This is a genomic window from Streptomyces longisporus (genome assembly GCF_039532765.1).
GTDB classification, from domain to species: domain Bacteria; phylum Actinomycetota; class Actinomycetes; order Streptomycetales; family Streptomycetaceae; genus Streptomyces; species Streptomyces longisporus.
Genome location: NZ_BAAASG010000014.1, coordinates 177,407 through 192,620 on the forward strand (window position 1 = coordinate 177,407; position 15,214 = coordinate 192,620).

Sequence of the window (15,214 nt, forward strand, 5' to 3'; positions counted from 1 at the left end):
GCGACCAGATGAGACTTCCGCGTTACCTAACAAGTAACTAGCGACTGGAGACGGCCGCCAGCTCCCGTGCAAGCCTGTGCACCGCCGCCGCGGGTGTCTCGTGCCCGGTCATCGCGTCGTGCACGACCGCCTGCACCACCAGGCTGACCTGGTCGTAGCGCGGACTCTTGGGGCGCGGCGCGGCATGCAGGACGCTGGTGCGCAGGGTCGGCAGATACGGGAACCGCCGTATCAGCTCGGGGTCCTGGTACAGCGCGGCCCGTACGGGCGGCAGCGCGCCGCGGGTGAGGACCTGGCGCTGGACGGACTCGCTGGTGAGATACGCGAGCAGGCGCGCGGCGGAGTCCGGGTGCTGTGTGTGCGTGTTGACGGCCAGGTTGGAGCCGCCCAGGACGCTCCTGCCGGGCCCGTCCGGGCCGGGCAGCGGTACGGCTCCGATTTTGCCGGCGACCGGGGAGCCCTTGGCCGAGGCGCCGACGTAGGCGTAGGGCCAGTTGCGCAGGAAGAGCAGACGGCCGTCCTGGAAGGCCTGTTTGGACTCTTCTTCCTTGTAGGTGAGCGCCTTCTTCGGGATCCAGCCCTCGCGCACGCCCCGGGCGAGGAAGCCGATGCCCTCACGGGCGGCGGCCGAGTCGACGGTGACGCGTGCGCCCTCATCGCCGAGGATGCTGCCGCCCGCGGAGTAGACGGCCTCGGCGGCGTTGACGGTGAGGCCCTCGTACGGGAGGAACTGCCCCGCGTAGCCGTCGAGTCCGTACTTCGGCGCGATGGTCTTCGCGTCGTACTCCAGCTCGGCCCAGGTGCGCGGCGGCGGGACGCCCTCCTTGGCGAGGATGTCCTTGCGGTAGAGGAGCAGCCCGGCGTTGGTGACGTACGGGACGGCGTACAGATGGTTGTCGTAGGTCGCCGTGTCGACGACCGGCTTCAGGAAGCCCCGCATCGGGAAGCGGTCGCGGGGCAGCGGCCGTATCCAGCCCGCCGCCGCGAACTCCGAGGTCCAGCTGACGTCGATGTTGAGGACGTCGAACCGGCTGCGGTCCCCGCCGCGCAGGTCGGTGACCATCTGCGCATGGGTCTCGTCGGCGGAGTCCGGAAGCTCGACGAGGGTGACCTTCTCACCGGGGTGGGTGCGGTTCCAGCCCTGGAGGAGGGGGTCGAGGTAGTTGGTGAGGTCTCCGGCGGTGGCGAGCGTCAACGGCCCGCGGCCGCCCGCCGTGCCCTCCTCGGCGTGGGCCCCAGAGGCGACATAGCCGGTCATGACCACGACGAGAACAAGGAGGCCCCTACCCGCGGCATGGATCCACCGCATAGGTTCCTCCCTGTACACCGGCGCCGGGCATCTTCGCCCGGAGTCAGAGGCCATGTATACCTGTTAGGTATGCGCGATACTAGGGCCTGGAGCACATTCCGAGGACAGGAGGACAGCACGAGTGCGCCTGCCCCTCCTGGCACTCCTGGCACGCGGTCCGGCCCATGGCTACGAGCTCAAGCAGGACCTTGAGCAACTGCTGGGGTCCGCGTACCCTCAGCCGAACGTCGGCCAGATCTACGTAACCCTCGGCCGCCTCGAGAAGCAAGGGCTGATCGAGGGCGAGGACGTCGAGCAGTCGAGCCGGCCCAACAAAAAGGTCTACCACCTCACCGACACCGGGCGGGAGGCGTTGCGCGCCTGGTTCGAGGAGCCCGAGGACGAGCCGCGGGTGCGGGACGAGTTCTTCATGAAGCTGGCGCTCGCTCCGCAGACCGGTCTCGCCGAGCAGATCGCCCTGATCAACAAGCAGCGGCGCCAGTACCTCAACACCATGCGCGACCTGTCGAAGCTGGCCGCCGCCGAAGACCGCGACAACCGCATCGCCCATCTGCTGATCGAGGGCGCGATGCTGCACCTCCAGGCCGACCTCGACTGGCTGGAGAGGTGCCAGGAAGAGCTGGAGGAGCTGGAGTGAGCGACAGTCCCGCTCCTGTGCTGCACGCAGAAGGCCTGGTCAAGACGCACTACGGCGAGGGCGTACCGGCGCATGCCGTGCGCGGGGTCGACCTGTGCGTGCGGCAGGGCGAGTTCGTGGCCGTCACCGGTCCGTCCGGGGCCGGCAAGTCGACCCTGCTGCATCTGCTGGGCGGGCTGCAGCGGCCGGACGGCGGGAGCATCCGGCTGGACGGTGAGCGCACGGACACGTGGAGCGAGGCGCGCTGGGCGGTGGAGCGCAGGAAGCGGATCGGGATCGTCTTCCAGTTCTTCAACCTCGTCTCCAATCTGTCGGTCGCCGACAACGTGGAGCTGCCGGCCCTGCTCGCGGGTGTCACGCCGAAGCAGGCACGCGCCGAGCGGGAGCAGCTGCTCGGCGAGCTGGGGCTGGGCGGCAAGGAGCGGAGCATGCCGGGCGAGCTGTCCGGCGGCGAGCAGCAGCGGGTCGCGCTGGCCCGCGCCCTGGTCAACCACCCGCCCCTCCTGCTGGCCGACGAGCCCGCGGGCAGCCTGGACAGCAAGGGCACCCGTGAGGTGATGCGGCTGCTGTCCCGCTTCCACCAGCGCGGCCAGACGATCGTGCTGGTCACCCATGACGCCCGGCTGGCGAGCGCCGCGGACCGAGTGATCAGCTTCTTCGACGGCCGGATCGCCGACGACGCGGAGCTGGACGGCACCGGGGCGTCCCGTAAGAGCGGGATATCCGGGGTGCTGGAGCTCAGGGACTGACATGCGGGTGTACGACGATCCCCGGAAGGCCTGAGCCGTATGCGAGCAACACTGCGCTGGGCGCACTCCGATCTGCGCACGCACCGCGGCGAGGCGCTGTTCCTGGTCCTCGCCACCGCCGGGATCGTCGTCTCGCTGCTGCTGGCCACGGCCCTGTTCGGATACGCCACCAACCCTTGGCAGCGGATCTTCACCCAGGAGCGCGGCGCACACGTCTGGATCCACACCGACAAGTCCGCCCAGGTGGGGAAGCTGGCCGGCCTGGACGGCGTGGAGTCCGTCGCCGGCCCCTACCCCACGGCCGTCACCACCCTCGCCGCACGCGGCACCCGTGCCTCGGTCGAACTGCGCGCGACGGCCGAGCGCCCCCGCGTCGGCCGTCCGCTGCTCACCGCCGGCCACTGGCTGACCGCCGCCACCCCCGACGGCGTGGTCCTGGAGAGCCGCCTCGCCCGCGCCCTGCTCGCCGAACCCGGCGACACGCTCACCCTGCCGGGCACGGCGCGAACGGTGACCGTCGTGGGCGTGGCCGACAGCGCGGAGCCCCGCTATCGCGCGAACGAACAGCCGGGCCTGGTCTGGGCCCTTCCCTCCGCGGTCCCCCACCCCACCGGCCAGGTCATCGGACTGCGCCTGACCGACCCCGAGGACACGGACTACGCCGTCCAGCGCGCTGTCACCGTCCTGGGGGCGGGCGCCATCGGCGAGGTCTCCACCTGGCAGCAGGCCCGCGCCGAGGCCCAGGGCGACAACCGGCTGCTTGGGCAGGTCCTGGGCCTGTTCGGCCTCGGCGCGCTGGTCGCCGCGGGCCTCGCCGTCCACGGCGCGATCGCCACCCGCATCCGCGGCCACCTGCGCGACATCTCGGTCCTGAAGGCGATCGGCTTCACCCCGGCCCAGGTCGTCCGCGTGTTCCTGTTCCAGCACATCGCCTACGCCGTCCTCGGCGCCGCAGCCGCGGCAACGCTCACCGAAGCCCTGGGCAGCCACTTCCCCGGCCGCCTCGGAGACGCCCTCGGGGTATGGCAGGGCCTGCCCGGCCACACCCCGACCCTCTTCGCCATCCCGGCAGGCGCCGTCCTCTTCATCGGAGCAACAACGGCCCTGGCGGCGTGGCGAGCGGGCCGCGTACCACCGGTCCCGGTGGCGCGGCCCGCGGGTGCGGGTGGGGGGCTGGGTCTGGCCCGTCGGGCACTGGGCCTGGAGGCCGCAGCCCCATCGGCCCCCCGCCTCCCGGAGCCGGTCGACTCCCCCGGCTTGCACCTCACGGCGCCCCGGCCTGCGGCCGCGGGAGGCAAGGGGCTGCTGGAGACGGCCCGGCGAACCCCAGGACTGGAAGCCGCACATCCATCAGCCGACCGACCGCGAGCCCGAACTGCCGCCCTCCGACCTGCTGCTACGGGCGGCAGGAGGCTCCTGGAGGCGGTCCGACGAGGCCTGGGGCTGGGGCCCCGGCCCACCGCTCCGGAGGAACACCCTCCGACGGGCCCGGCGCGAGGGACGTTGACCCCTGAGCCCGCGGCACCGGCGATCGGGCATCCCGACACCGCCTCGGCGGAGGCGGCGTTCAGCGCGCGGCCTGCCGGGTCCGGGCGGCCCGGTGACCCCGCCCACCGCAGCCTGCGCTCCGCCGCCCCCTCCGGCGGGCACCTCTCCGGCATGGCCCGGTGGGCGCTGGGTGTCGGTGTGCCGCCCGCCCTGGTGCTGGGCTGGCACACTGCCTCGGTCCGTCGGCTGCGGTCGCTGGCCACCGTGGCCCGGCTGGCGCTGCCCCTGCTGCTGATCGTCGTGGCGATGAGTGCCTGGACCACCATCGACCGTTTCCACAGCAGGCCCGAGCAGATCGGGCTGCCGGCCGCTCTGACCGTCCACGCCGATGCCGGTCTCGGCGACCGGGACGCCCGCGACCTGCTGCAGCGCGACCCGCAGGTCGCCGCCGTCTACCCGGGTGTCGAGGTCGCCGCCCTGGTGCCGGGCCAGACGGCCACGATCGCCCTGCGCGGCCTCGGCACCAGCCGGAACCCCTACCCGTACACGCTGGCCGAAGGCCGTGCCGCCCGCGGCAGCGACGAGGCGGTGGCCGGGCAGGGTCTGTTGGACCTGCTGGACGTCCGCGTCGGCGACTGGGTGCGGATGACGGTCGGCGACCAGCCGCAGATCCTGCACATCGTGGGCCGCAGCATCGAACCGGAGAACGCCGGCCGGGTCATCTCCACCTCCCTCGACACGCTCCGCGAGAACGACCCGCGCCTCACCCCCACCCTCTACCAGCTCCGCCTGCGCCCCGGAGCCGACCCGCACGCGGTCGCCGGCCGGCTGGCCGCCGCCGGGCACGGCCGGCTCGACGTGCACGCCGTGACCAACCCGGCCGACGGGCTCTCCCCCCTGCGTTCGGTCGTCGTCGGCCTGATCGCCGTCCTGGCCCTCATCGGGCTCGTCGAACTGCTCACCGCGATCGGCGGCACCGTCCGCGAGGGCGAACGCGATCTGCTCGCCCTCAAGGCCATCGGTCTGTCCCCGCGCCAGATCACCGCGATCACCGTCACGGCCACCGGCTGCACCGCCCTGGCCGCCGTCCTCGCCGGTACGGCCCTCGGCACCCCCCTCGCGCACTGGCTGATCAACTCCCAGGGCAGATCCAGCGGCATCGGCTCCGGGATCGCCCAGAGCCCGTCGCCGGCACTGCTCCTGCTCTTCGGCGCCGCCGCGGTGCTCGGCGCGGCCGCACTCGCCGCCCTCCCGGCAGCACGCGCGGCCAGACGACGGCTCGCGGACACCCTCAGCGCGGTGGCCTGACCGGGGGCCGCCGCGAGCATCAACTGCCGTGGACCCTGCGGGTTGTACGGCGGCGGGAAGCGGACGGTCACGCACCGCTCGCTTCCCCCAGCCGTAGCGGCGGTGTTACGCCCGCCCCCGCAGCTCCCGGTACTTGGCGACCAGCGCCTTGCTGGACTCGTCCAGGCCCGGCACCTCGGCCCCCTCGGTCAGTGCGGGCTCGACCCGCTTGGCCAGCACCTTGCCGAGCTCGACGCCCCACTGGTCGAAGGAGTCGATGTTCCACACCGCACCCTGCACGAACACCTTGTGCTCGTACAACGCGACCAACTGGCCCAGCACGGACGGCGTCAGCTCGCGAGCCAGGATCGTCGTCGTCGGGTGATTGCCCTTGAACGTCTTGTGCGCCACCAGCTCCTCCGGCACCCCCTCGGCCCGCACCTCGTCCGGTGTCTTGCCGAAGGCGAGGGCCTGGGTCTGCGCGAAGAAGTTCGCCATCAGCGGGTCGTGCTGCGCCTTGAGCCCCTCGCTCAGCTCGGTCACCGGCTCGGCGAACCCGATGAAGTCCGCCGGGATCAGCTTCGTGCCCTGATGGATCAGCTGGTAGTACGCGTGCTGCCCGTTGGTGCCCGGTGTGCCCCACACCACCGGTCCCGTCTGCCAGTCCACCTCCCGTCCGTCCCGGCCCACGTACTTGCCGTTGGACTCCATGTCCAGCTGCTGCAGATAGGCGGTGAACTTGGAGAGGTAGTGGCTGTACGGCAGCACCGCATGCGACTGGGCGTCATGGAAGTTGCCGTACCAGACGCCCAACAGGCCCAGCAGCAACGGCACGTTGGACTCCGCGGGTGCCGACCTGAAGTGCTCGTCCACCAGCCGGAACCCGTCGAGCATCTCCCGGAAACGATCCGGCCCGATGGCGATCATCAGCGCCAGCCCGATCGCCGAGTCGTACGAGTACCGGCCGCCGACCCAGTCCCAGAACTCGAACATGTTCGCCGTGTCGATGCCGAACTCCGACACCTTCCCGGCGTTCGTCGACAGCGCCACGAAGTGCCGGGCGACGGCCTCCTGACCGGCCTTCAGCTCGCCGAGCAGCCACTCCCGCGCCGAGGTCGCGTTCGTGATCGTCTCGATGGTGGTGAAGGTCTTGGAGGCGATGACGAACAGCGTCTCCGCCGCGTCCAGGTCGCGGGTGGCCTCGTGCAGGTCGGCGCCGTCGACGTTCGACACGAAGCGGACCGTGAGGTCGCGGTCGGTGTAGCTGCGCAGCACCTCGTACGCCATCGCCGGACCCAGATCGGAACCGCCGATACCGATGTTGACGACGTTCTTGATGCGCTTGCCGGTGTGGCCCGTCCAGGCGCCGGAGCGAACCCGCTCGGCGAACTCGGCCATCTTGTCGAGCACCGCGTGCACACCCGGGACCACGTTCTCCCCGTCGACCTCGATCACCGCGTCGCGCGGGGCGCGCAGCGCGGTGTGCAGTACGGCGCGGTTCTCGGTCGTGTTGATCTTCTCGCCGCGGAACATGGCGTCCCGCAGGCCGAAGACGTCGGTGGCGGCGGCCAGCTCGCGCAGCAGCCGCAGGGTCTCGTCGGTGACGAGGTGCTTGGAGTAGTCGATGTACAGGTCGCCGACCTGGAGCGTGTACCCGGCGCCGCGTCCCGGGTCGGCGGCGAACAGGTCCCGCAGCCGCACTTCGCCGAGCTCCTCACGGTGCTTGGCCAGCGCGGTCCACTCGGGCGTCTGGTTGAGCCTGTTACGGACGTCTGCGTTCATTTCGGACTTCAGCCTTCTTTCCTGCCTTGCCCCGCTGCCGGTCCCAACCTAGTTGATCAGCGCGTGTCATGAGCCGTCGTGGTGTCGCCGTGCGGCGCAACCACAGGTACGTCCGGCTTGCGGGCAGGTGTCAGGGCGAGGACCGACAGGACGAAGGAGGCGGCGGTGAGCAGGGGCGGCGTGTTCAGGCCCCAGGCGGTGAGCGACCGCGCCGGGCGTTGGCACTGCCGAGCGCCTCCTGGTGCACCAGGACGGGGAGCAGGGCGGTGGAAGCGTTGTCGAAGAGTGTCTGGAGCGTGGTCAGCACGAAGGCGAGCACGATGAGCAGCGCGATCGAGGCGTGGCCGAGCGCCATGGCCACGGCGGAGGCGGCGACTAGCAGTCCTCGGGCCGCATCCACCGTCCACATGGCGCGGCGCTGGTCCACCCGGCCCGCGACCGCGCCGCCGAGCAGTCCGAAGACGATCCGGGGCAGATGGCCGCAGGCGGTCACGGACGCGATGAGCAGGGGGCGGTCGGTCAGGGATGTCCCCGCGCCATTCGGGCGCAAAACTGCCCACTGCCTCGACCGTCGCCACAGCTCCCCCTCACGGTCTGCCGATGCACAAACCGTAGAGGGCACCACTGACAATCGGTCCACGGGCGGCCGGGGGCCGGATACGAAACAGCTCCGGCCAGGCACCCCTCGGTGCCCGGCCGGCTCTCAACTCCTAGATCTCGCCCCGCAGTTTGGCGAGCGCCTCGGCGAGGATCGCCTCGCCGTCCGCGTCACTGCGCCGCTCCCTGACGTACGCGAGGTGCGTCTTGTAGGGCTCGGTGCGCGGCGGGTCCGGCGGGTTGTCCCGGTCCTGTCCGGCGGGGAAGCCGCAGCGCGGGCAGTCCCAGGTCTCGGGAACCTGCGCGTCGCTGGCGAAGCTGGGCTGCGTCTCGTGCCCGTTCGAGCACCAGAAGGAGATGCGCAGACGCGGCGCGGACTCGCCGCGCTCGGCCTCGCCCATCGGCCCCGCCCCGACCCGGCTTCCTCGGATCGCGTTGCCACTTGCCACGGTCGTAACTCCCTGCGTGATGGTGCCGCGAAGCGAGTCGGCGTTTCGCTTCGTTGCGAGCGCCTCAGTCTACGTAAGGCCCAACGCGCGTCCAGTGATTGGAGTTACACCCCCCACACCTAGACGCAAGCCCCATGATAGGCCGCGCTCAGCTGCGCGTACCGAACATGGGGCCTTACGTGCGGAATGTACGTGCTGTGTGCGTCGCTGCTCAGCTGTTCGTCTTCATGAGGATGCCGAGTACGACAATGCACGCGAACCAGAGCAGACCGATCACCACGGTGATCCGGTCGAGGTTGCGCTCGGCGACCGAGGAGCCGCCGACGGACGACTGCATGCCGCCACCGAACATGTCGGAGAGGCCGCCGCCCTTCCCCTTGTGCATCAGCACCAGCAGCATCAGCAGCAGGCTGAAGACGATCAGGGCGATCGAGAACCCCAAAACCACGGCTGGACCAACTTCCTCGGATTCGGATGGACGACGGGGGCACAGCAACCGGGCTGTGCCCCCGCAAGGGTACGACGTATCGCCGCTACCGCATACTCCCAGCTCGTGTCACTGGTCGCGGAAGCGCACGATCTTGACGAACTCGTCCGCGTCCAGCGAGGCACCGCCGACCAGGGCGCCGTCGATGTCGGCCTGCGCCATGATCTCGGCGACATTGCCGGCCTTGACGGAGCCGCCGTACTGGATGCGGACCTGGTCGGCCAGCTCCTGGGTGTACAGCTCGGCGATCTTGCCGCGGATGGCGGCGCAGACCTCCTGGGCGTCCTCGGCGCCGCAGACCTTGCCGGTGCCGATGGCCCAGACGGGCTCGTAGGCGATCACGATGGACTCGGCCTGCTCGGCCGGGAGGTCCTTCAGACCGCCCTCGACCTGGGCGAGCGTGTGGGAGACGTGGTTGCCCGCCTCGCGGACCTCCAGCTCCTCGCCGACGCACAGGATCGGGGTCAGGCCGTGCTTGTAGGCGGCCTTGACCTTGGCGTTGACCAGCTCGTCGGTCTCGGCGTGGTACTGGCGGCGCTCGGAGTGGCCGATGGCCACGTACGTGCACTTCAGCTTGGCCAGCATGGCGCCGGAGATCTCGCCGGTGTAGGCGCCGGAGTCGTGCGCCGAGAGGTCCTGGGCGCCGTACTTGATCTTGAGTTTGTCGCCGTCGACCAGGGTCTGCACGGAGCGCAGGTCGGTGAAGGGCGGCAGGACGGCGACCTCCACGGCCTCGTAGTCCTTGTCCGCGAGGGCGAAGGCGAGCTTCTGGACGTGGGCGATGGCCTCGAGGTGGTTGAGGTTCATCTTCCAGTTGCCGGCCATCAGCGGCGTGCGCCCAGAAGAAATAGATGGAGCCATTGAGGTCAGTCCTCCAGTGCGGCGAGGCCGGGGAGCGTCTTGCCCTCGAGGTATTCGAGGGAGGCGCCGCCGCCGGTCGAGATGTGGCCGAATGCGTTCTCGTCGAAGCCCAGGAGGCGCACGGCCGCGGCGGAGTCGCCACCGCCGACGACCGTGAAGGCCGGGGAGTCGAGGAGGGCCTGGGCGACCGCCTTGGTGCCCTCGGCGAAATCGGGGTGCTCGAAGACGCCCATCGGGCCGTTCCAGAAGACGGTGGCGGCGTCGGCGATCTTCGAGGCGTACAGCTTGCGGGTCTCCGGACCGATGTCCAGGCCCTCCTGGTCGGCCGGGATGGCGTCCGCGGCGACGGTGGTGGGGTTGGCCGGGGCTTTGGTCTTCAGGTCCGGGAAGTCCGTGGAGACCAGGGTGTCGACGGGCAGCACCAGCTCGACGCCGGTCTTCTCGGCGCGCTCGATGTACTCCAGGACGGCCGGGATCTGGTCCTCCTGCAGGAGGGACTTGCCGATCTCGTAGCCCTTGGCCTTGAGGAAGGTGTACGCCATGCCGCCGCCGATGAGCAGGCGGTCGGCCTTGCCGAGCAGCTGGTCGATGACGGCGAGCTTGTCGGAGACCTTGGCGCCGCCGAGGGCGACGACGTACGGCCGCTGCACGTCTTCGGTGAGCTTCTTCAGTACGGCGACCTCGTTCGCGATGAGGTAGCCGGCCGCGTGCGGCAGACGCGCCGGAAGGTCGAAGACCGAGGCGTGCTTGCGGTGCACCGCGCCGAAGCCGTCGCCGACGTAGACGTCCGCGAGGGCGGCCAGCTGATCCGCGAACTCGCCGCGCTCGGCGTCGTCCTTGGAGGTTTCACCCGCGTTGAAGCGCAGGTTCTCGATGACCGCGACCTGGCCCGGCTCGAGGCCGTCGACGGCCGCGTGCGCGGCGGGGCCGACGGTGTCCTGGGCGAAGGCCACGGGGGCGCCCAGCAGTTCTCCCAGCCGCTCGGCGGCCGGAAGCAGGGAGAAGGCCGGGTCCGGCGCGCCCTTGGGGCGGCCGAGGTGCGAGGCCACGACCACCTTGGCGCCCGCGTCCGCGAGGGCCTTGACGGTGGGCAGGACGGCGCGGATGCGGCCGTCGTCGGTGATGAGGCCGTCGGCGAGCGGCACGTTGAGGTCGGCGCGGACGAAGACCCGCTTGCCGTCCACGCCGTCGGCGAGAAGTTCGTCGATCGTCTTCATGTGAGGACTCCTGGTGAGGGCTGCTCTGATCGTACGAGGGCTGATCCGTACGTGAGTCAGGGCCCGGGCGGCGCGTCCCTGCGCTGCCCGAGCCCTGCGTTCACATCGAGGTGCCTGCTCTGTGGATCAGATCAGAGCTGGTTGCCGACGAAGACCGTGAGGTCGACGAGGCGGTTGGAGTAGCCCCACTCGTTGTCGTACCAGCCGAGGACCTTCACCGAGTTGCCCTCCTGGACCATGGTCAGGGAGGAGTCGAAGGTGCAGGAGGCCGGGTCGCTGACGATGTCCGAGGAGACGATCGGGTCCTCGGTGTACGACAGGTAGCCCTTGAGGTCGCCGTCCTCGGAGGCCTTCTTGAACGCGGCGTTGACCTCGTCCTTGGTGACCTCGCGCTGCAGCGTCACGACCAGGTCGGTGGCCGAGCCGGTGGGGACCGGGACGCGCATGGCGATGCCGTCCAGCTTGCCCTTGAGCTGCGGCAGGACCAGGGCGGTGGCCTTGGCGGCACCGGTGGTGGTCGGGATGATGTTCTCGGCGGCGGCGCGGGCGCGGCGCAGGTCCGAGTGCGGGAAGTCCAGGATGCGCTGGTCGTTGGTGTACGCGTGGACCGTCGTCATCAGGCCCTTGACGATGCCGAAGTTCTCGTCGAGGACCTTCGCCATCGGCGCCACACAGTTGGTGGTGCAGGAGGCGTTGGAGATGACGTGGTGGTTGGCCGCGTCGTACTTGTCCTGGTTGACACCCATCACGATGGTGATGTCCTCGTCCTTGGCCGGAGCCGAGATGAGGACCTTCTTGGCGCCGCCGGCGATGTGCTTCTCGGCGTCGGCCTTCTTCGTGAAGATGCCGGTCGACTCGACCACGATGTCGACGCCGAGCTCGCCCCACGGGATGTCGGCGGGGTTGCGCTCGGAGAGGACCTTGATGGTGTGCCCGTCGACGGTGATCGTGTCGGCGGTGTGCGACACCTCGGCCTTGAGGCGGCCCAGGATGGTGTCGTACTTGAGCAGGTGGGCGGTGGTCGCGGTGTCACCCAGGTCGTTGACAGCCACGATCTCGATGTCTGCACCCTGCTCCAGCAGCGCGCGGAAGTAGTTGCGACCGATACGACCGAAGCCGTTGATGCCTACGCGGATCGTCACGAACCGATCTCCTCGTTGGTACGCCGGCCATGCGGTGCCGGCGAGCTCTGTTTGGGATGTCCCCGACCACCCCCGACCCTACCTCCCTGAGGGCCCCGGAGTGACATCGAGACGCCCCATACATGGGCAGGCGGTCCGTACCCGCCAGTAGGGGTACGGACCGCCCGGGATGAAAGATCTGATCACTCTTTTTGACTACGCAGAGCTAGTCATCGTTGACCGGGCTGTTCACCCTTCCAGGGCCGCGAGGGCCTTCTTGACGAGGCTGTTGCGATCGGCCGCCGCGCTGACGTGCTCCAGGCCGAAGCCCAGCAGCACGGTCCGGTCGGTGGTGATCGCTCCGTAGGTCCTGAACAGGGCTCCGGTGCGCGTCCAGTCCTTGAGGACGGCCGGGCTGCCCGCGGGCGGTCCGGACACGCTCCAGGCGCCGAGCGACGTCTCGAAGCCCTCGGTCTGGGTCGGCGCGCCGCCGATGACGAGCGAGGCGTCGTCGGCGAGGACGCCGTGGCCGCCGGTACCCGGGTCGGTGACGTAGCTGATGGAGACCTCGACGGACTTGCCGGCGTACGCACTCAGGTCGAAGTTGACCTGCTGCCAGCCGTTGGAGGCGCCGGTGAGGCTGTTCCAGGAACCGCTCGTACCGGTCGCCGTGCAGTCGTTGTCGGCGAGGGTCAGGTAGTGCTTGAGCCACGGGTGCTCGTTCACCAGGAAGCCCGCCCCGCACTCGCTCGGTACGGTCTGGTGAGTCGCGCCGCCCTTCTCCGGGAGGGTCGTCCAGTCGTCGGCGCCGCTGGTGTGGGCCTCGACGATGACGTGGTCGTAGCCGGGCTCGGTGTCCCAGAGCAACTGGCTGCGCAGGGTCGGCTGCTGGGCCGCCGTGACACCGGTGAGGTCGATGGTGCGCGTGAGGCGCTTGTAGGCGTCGTCGGTGTGGACGGCGGCCGCCATGAAGGAGCCGGCGTACGGCCCGTACGGGTTGACGGTGCCGGCGAACTGGCCCGCGCCCGCGCTGGCGAACTGCGGGTACTTGTCGGCGGGAAGCGAGTCGGAGGTGACGCTGTAGGTGCCCGCCTTGTCGAGCGGGTTGCCGGTGGCGGCACCGAGCGCCCCGCTGAAGCCGTCGAGCTTGCCGGAGCCGGTGAAGCCGGTGGCCCCGGGGGTCGACGTACGGGAGTAGGCGCCCAGGTAGTACTGGCTGAAGTCGTTCGACAAGGTGCCCCCGCCGAGGTCGACGCTGCCGCCGGCCTGCTCGCCCGCCTCGATCAGCTTGCCGCCCTCGTTGAGGTAGGCGCGCAGCTGGAGCTGGGTGGCATTGCCGGGGACGCTCGCACCGGTGTAGTGGACGACCGTCCTGAAATGCTTCAGCACGCCGAGCGCGTCGGGTGCGCCCTGGGTCGCGACGTCCCACACGAGCGCCTTGCGGCCGTTCGCCTTCAGCGCGTCCACGTACGTCTGTGCCTGCGTGGCGGCCGCGCCCTCCTCGGCGACGACGAGGGTGTCGGCCTTGGGCCGCTGGGCGACGGTGTAGGTGAAGTGCTCGCTGGAGACCTTCTTGCCGCCCCTGCCCTTTCCGGTGAACCACACCTCGACCCTGTCGCCCGGGGCGCCGTCACTGACCTTGGCCCGGTACTCGTCGAAGTGCAGGTTGTCGTCCCCGCCGTAGGTCTCGCCGCCCTTCCATGCCTTGAGCCCCTCATCCTGCGTGGGGCCGCCGTTGACGCGGTACTTGAGCTTCTTGTCGCGCACGGCCTTGCGTACGACGACGGAGACCTCCTGATCGGCGCCGCGCGCGTACGACGTGGTGAACGTGGCCGGGGTGAAGTCGGCCGCGGTCAGGCCCAGCGAGGAGGACGGTGTGTCGGGGTGCGGGGCGGTCTCGGCGACCGACAGCGCGAACGGGATGTTCTTCTCGAACTCCTGCTGGATCAGCTTCTCGTCGTCCGGGAAGTTGAAGACGGACTGGCAGTCGGCCGCCTTCCACTGGTCGTTGGGGTCGATGTCGGACGCGGTCTGGCACGTCGACATCTCCGGGGTGAACATCGACATGCCGTTGACGTTCGCCGCGTGTCCGTCCGCCTCGCCGTTGGTGGTGTACAGCTCGGAGGAGACCTGCGGGCGGTAGCCGGGTATCGCGGAGTGGCCGGGTGAGCCGGCGAGGGCCTTGTAGACCACGTCGTCGGGCGTGGGGGTGGCCACCTGCCAGCCGACACCGTAGAGCAGGAGTTCGGCGGCGGAGTGGTAGTTGATGCCGTAGGTGAAGCCGATGCGCTTCTCGAAGGCGTCCAGCGCCCTGGTCTCGGGCTCGGAGGCGGGGCTCGCGCCGCGATAGGTCTCACTGGTGGGGTTGGGGGACGAACCCTCGTCGTCGTAGCCCCACTTGTAGGGGAAGTTGCGGTTGAGGTCGACGCCGTCACCCGTGGAGATGACACCGTCGCCGTTGACGTCCCGCAGGTTCTTGCGCCACAGGCGGGTGTCGGAGTTCTTGAACGTGTAGTCGTAGCCGTCGGGGTTGGCCGAGATCACGAACCACAGCTCGGTGGAGTCCACGATCTTCTTGATGCGCTGGTCCGTCTTGTAGTGGTCCAGGTAGTAGTGCATCAGCCGGCGGGTCATCTCCGGTGTGATCCACTCGCGCGCGTGCTGGTTGGACAGGTAGAGGACGGAGGGCTTCGAGCCGTCCTTGGACTTCTTCGCGCCCTTGGTCAGTTTGAGGGCGAGGATGTCCTGTCCGTTGACGGTCTTGCCGATGGAGACGACCTTGGTGAGGCCGGGGTTCTCCTGCCCGGTCCGGACGATCTCCTCCTTGAGGCCGCCACTTCCGCTGTACGGGCGGAACACGCCCTGGGCTGCGGCCTCCACGCGCTTGACGGCCCTGGCCGAAAGCGTGTGCTCGGTCAGGGCGACGCCCTGCTTCTCCAGCTTGTGGGCCTGTTGGCCGGTGAGGTAGAGCTCGACCGAGGCGGTGCCCTTCTCCGGCACCTGGTCGCCGAGTTCCTGGCCGTCCTGTCCGGCTGCCAGCAGCAGGGGTACCTGCTTGGCGGTGACGTCGGCGCGGTAGACCTTGACCTCGGTGGGGTCGGATCCCTGCGAACTTCCGTTCTGCGCCTGCGCGATGGGTGCGAGGCTCGCTCCGCCGAGCAGGAGCGCGCCGACAGCGAGGATCGATCTCGCTCTGTGTCTCATGAACCCCCCTAGCAGTCCTTCGTCAC

The 15,214-nt window shown here is 69.9% G+C and carries 11 protein-coding genes and 1 pseudogene; 3 read left to right on the forward strand and 9 right to left on the reverse strand.

From position 1 onward, the window contains the following. Nucleotides 1-37: 37 nt before the first annotated feature. Entirely contained in the window at nt 38-1,309 is a 1,272-nt protein-coding gene (locus tag ABD355_RS29750) for an ABC transporter substrate-binding protein (RefSeq protein WP_344403886.1), read from the reverse strand. A 121-nt stretch (nt 1,310-1,430) separates the two neighbouring features. Between ABD355_RS29750 and ABD355_RS29755 the strand changes: the two genes are divergently transcribed. From ABD355_RS29755 to ABD355_RS29765, 3 genes are read left to right on the forward strand one after another with little or no spacing between them, the layout of a single operon-like run. Next, on the forward strand, nt 1,431-1,946 hold the full coding sequence (locus ABD355_RS29755; protein ID WP_030933343.1) for a PadR family transcriptional regulator: 516 nt from the start codon (nt 1,431-1,433) through the stop codon (nt 1,944-1,946). Next, nucleotides 1,943-2,695, forward strand: a complete 753-nt coding sequence (locus tag ABD355_RS29760; protein ID WP_344403887.1) for an ABC transporter ATP-binding protein — start codon at nt 1,943-1,945, stop codon at nt 2,693-2,695. Before ABD355_RS29755 ends, ABD355_RS29760 begins: the two co-directional genes overlap by 4 nt. A 39-nt stretch (nt 2,696-2,734) precedes the next feature. Beyond that, on the forward strand, nt 2,735-5,491 hold the full coding sequence (locus ABD355_RS29765) for an ABC transporter permease (RefSeq protein ID WP_344403888.1): 2,757 nt from the start codon (nt 2,735-2,737) through the stop codon (nt 5,489-5,491). 105 nt (nt 5,492-5,596) lie between these two features. Here ABD355_RS29765 and pgi read toward each other — a convergent pair whose 3' ends face one another. The 8 genes and pseudogenes from pgi to ABD355_RS29805 form a co-directional block, all read right to left on the reverse strand. Beyond that, nucleotides 5,597-7,252: a glucose-6-phosphate isomerase gene (pgi, locus tag ABD355_RS29770; protein WP_344403889.1), complete on the reverse strand. Its 1,656-nt coding sequence runs from the start codon at nt 7,250-7,252 to the stop codon at nt 5,597-5,599. A gap of 211 nt (nt 7,253-7,463) precedes the next feature. Continuing rightward, nucleotides 7,464-7,832, reverse strand: a pseudogene (locus tag ABD355_RS29775) (MFS transporter); the annotation flags it as partial. A gap of 130 nt (nt 7,833-7,962) precedes the next feature. Further along, nucleotides 7,963-8,298 carry an RNA polymerase-binding protein RbpA gene (locus tag ABD355_RS29780; RefSeq protein ID WP_003976875.1) on the reverse strand — a complete coding sequence of 112 codons (336 nt, stop codon included), beginning with the start codon at nt 8,296-8,298 and terminating at the stop codon, nt 7,963-7,965. A gap of 211 nt (nt 8,299-8,509) precedes the next feature. Continuing rightward, nucleotides 8,510-8,740, reverse strand: a complete 231-nt coding sequence (secG, locus tag ABD355_RS29785) for a preprotein translocase subunit SecG (RefSeq protein ID WP_207228689.1) — start codon at nt 8,738-8,740, stop codon at nt 8,510-8,512. A 114-nt stretch (nt 8,741-8,854) separates the two neighbouring features. Beyond that, the gene (gene tpiA / locus ABD355_RS29790; RefSeq protein WP_344404074.1) at nt 8,855-9,610 is read right to left on the reverse strand and encodes a triose-phosphate isomerase; all 756 of its coding nucleotides are present in this window, start codon (nt 9,608-9,610) and stop codon (nt 8,855-8,857) included. A 41-nt stretch (nt 9,611-9,651) separates the two neighbouring features. After that, nucleotides 9,652-10,863 (reverse strand): phosphoglycerate kinase, encoded by a 1,212-nt coding sequence (locus ABD355_RS29795; RefSeq protein ID WP_344403890.1) that lies wholly within the window; start codon nt 10,861-10,863, stop codon nt 9,652-9,654. Nucleotides 10,864-10,994: 131 nt separating this feature from the next. Further along, the gene (gene gap / locus ABD355_RS29800; protein ID WP_344403891.1) at nt 10,995-12,005 is read right to left on the reverse strand and encodes a type I glyceraldehyde-3-phosphate dehydrogenase; all 1,011 of its coding nucleotides are present in this window, start codon (nt 12,003-12,005) and stop codon (nt 10,995-10,997) included. A gap of 228 nt (nt 12,006-12,233) precedes the next feature. Continuing rightward, nucleotides 12,234-15,188: a M14 family metallopeptidase gene (locus tag ABD355_RS29805; RefSeq protein ID WP_344403892.1), complete on the reverse strand. Its 2,955-nt coding sequence runs from the start codon at nt 15,186-15,188 to the stop codon at nt 12,234-12,236. Between the last annotated feature and the right edge of the window lie 26 nt (nt 15,189-15,214).

Coding starts and splice junctions, on each gene's coding strand:
- ABD355_RS29795 (WP_344403890.1), bottom strand. CDS start 10,863: ATGAAGACGATCGACGAACTTCTCGCCGACGGCGTGGACGGCAAGCGG.
- ABD355_RS29805 (WP_344403892.1), bottom strand. CDS start 15,188: ATGAGACACAGAGCGAGATCGATCCTCGCTGTCGGCGCGCTCCTGCTC.
- pgi (WP_344403889.1), bottom strand. CDS start 7,252: ATGAACGCAGACGTCCGTAACAGGCTCAACCAGACGCCCGAGTGGACC.
- tpiA (WP_344404074.1), bottom strand. CDS start 9,610: ATGGCCGGCAACTGGAAGATGAACCTCAACCACCTCGAGGCCATCGCC.
- ABD355_RS29750 (WP_344403886.1), bottom strand. CDS start 1,309: ATGCGGTGGATCCATGCCGCGGGTAGGGGCCTCCTTGTTCTCGTCGTG.
- ABD355_RS29765 (WP_344403888.1), top strand. CDS start 2,735: ATGCGAGCAACACTGCGCTGGGCGCACTCCGATCTGCGCACGCACCGC.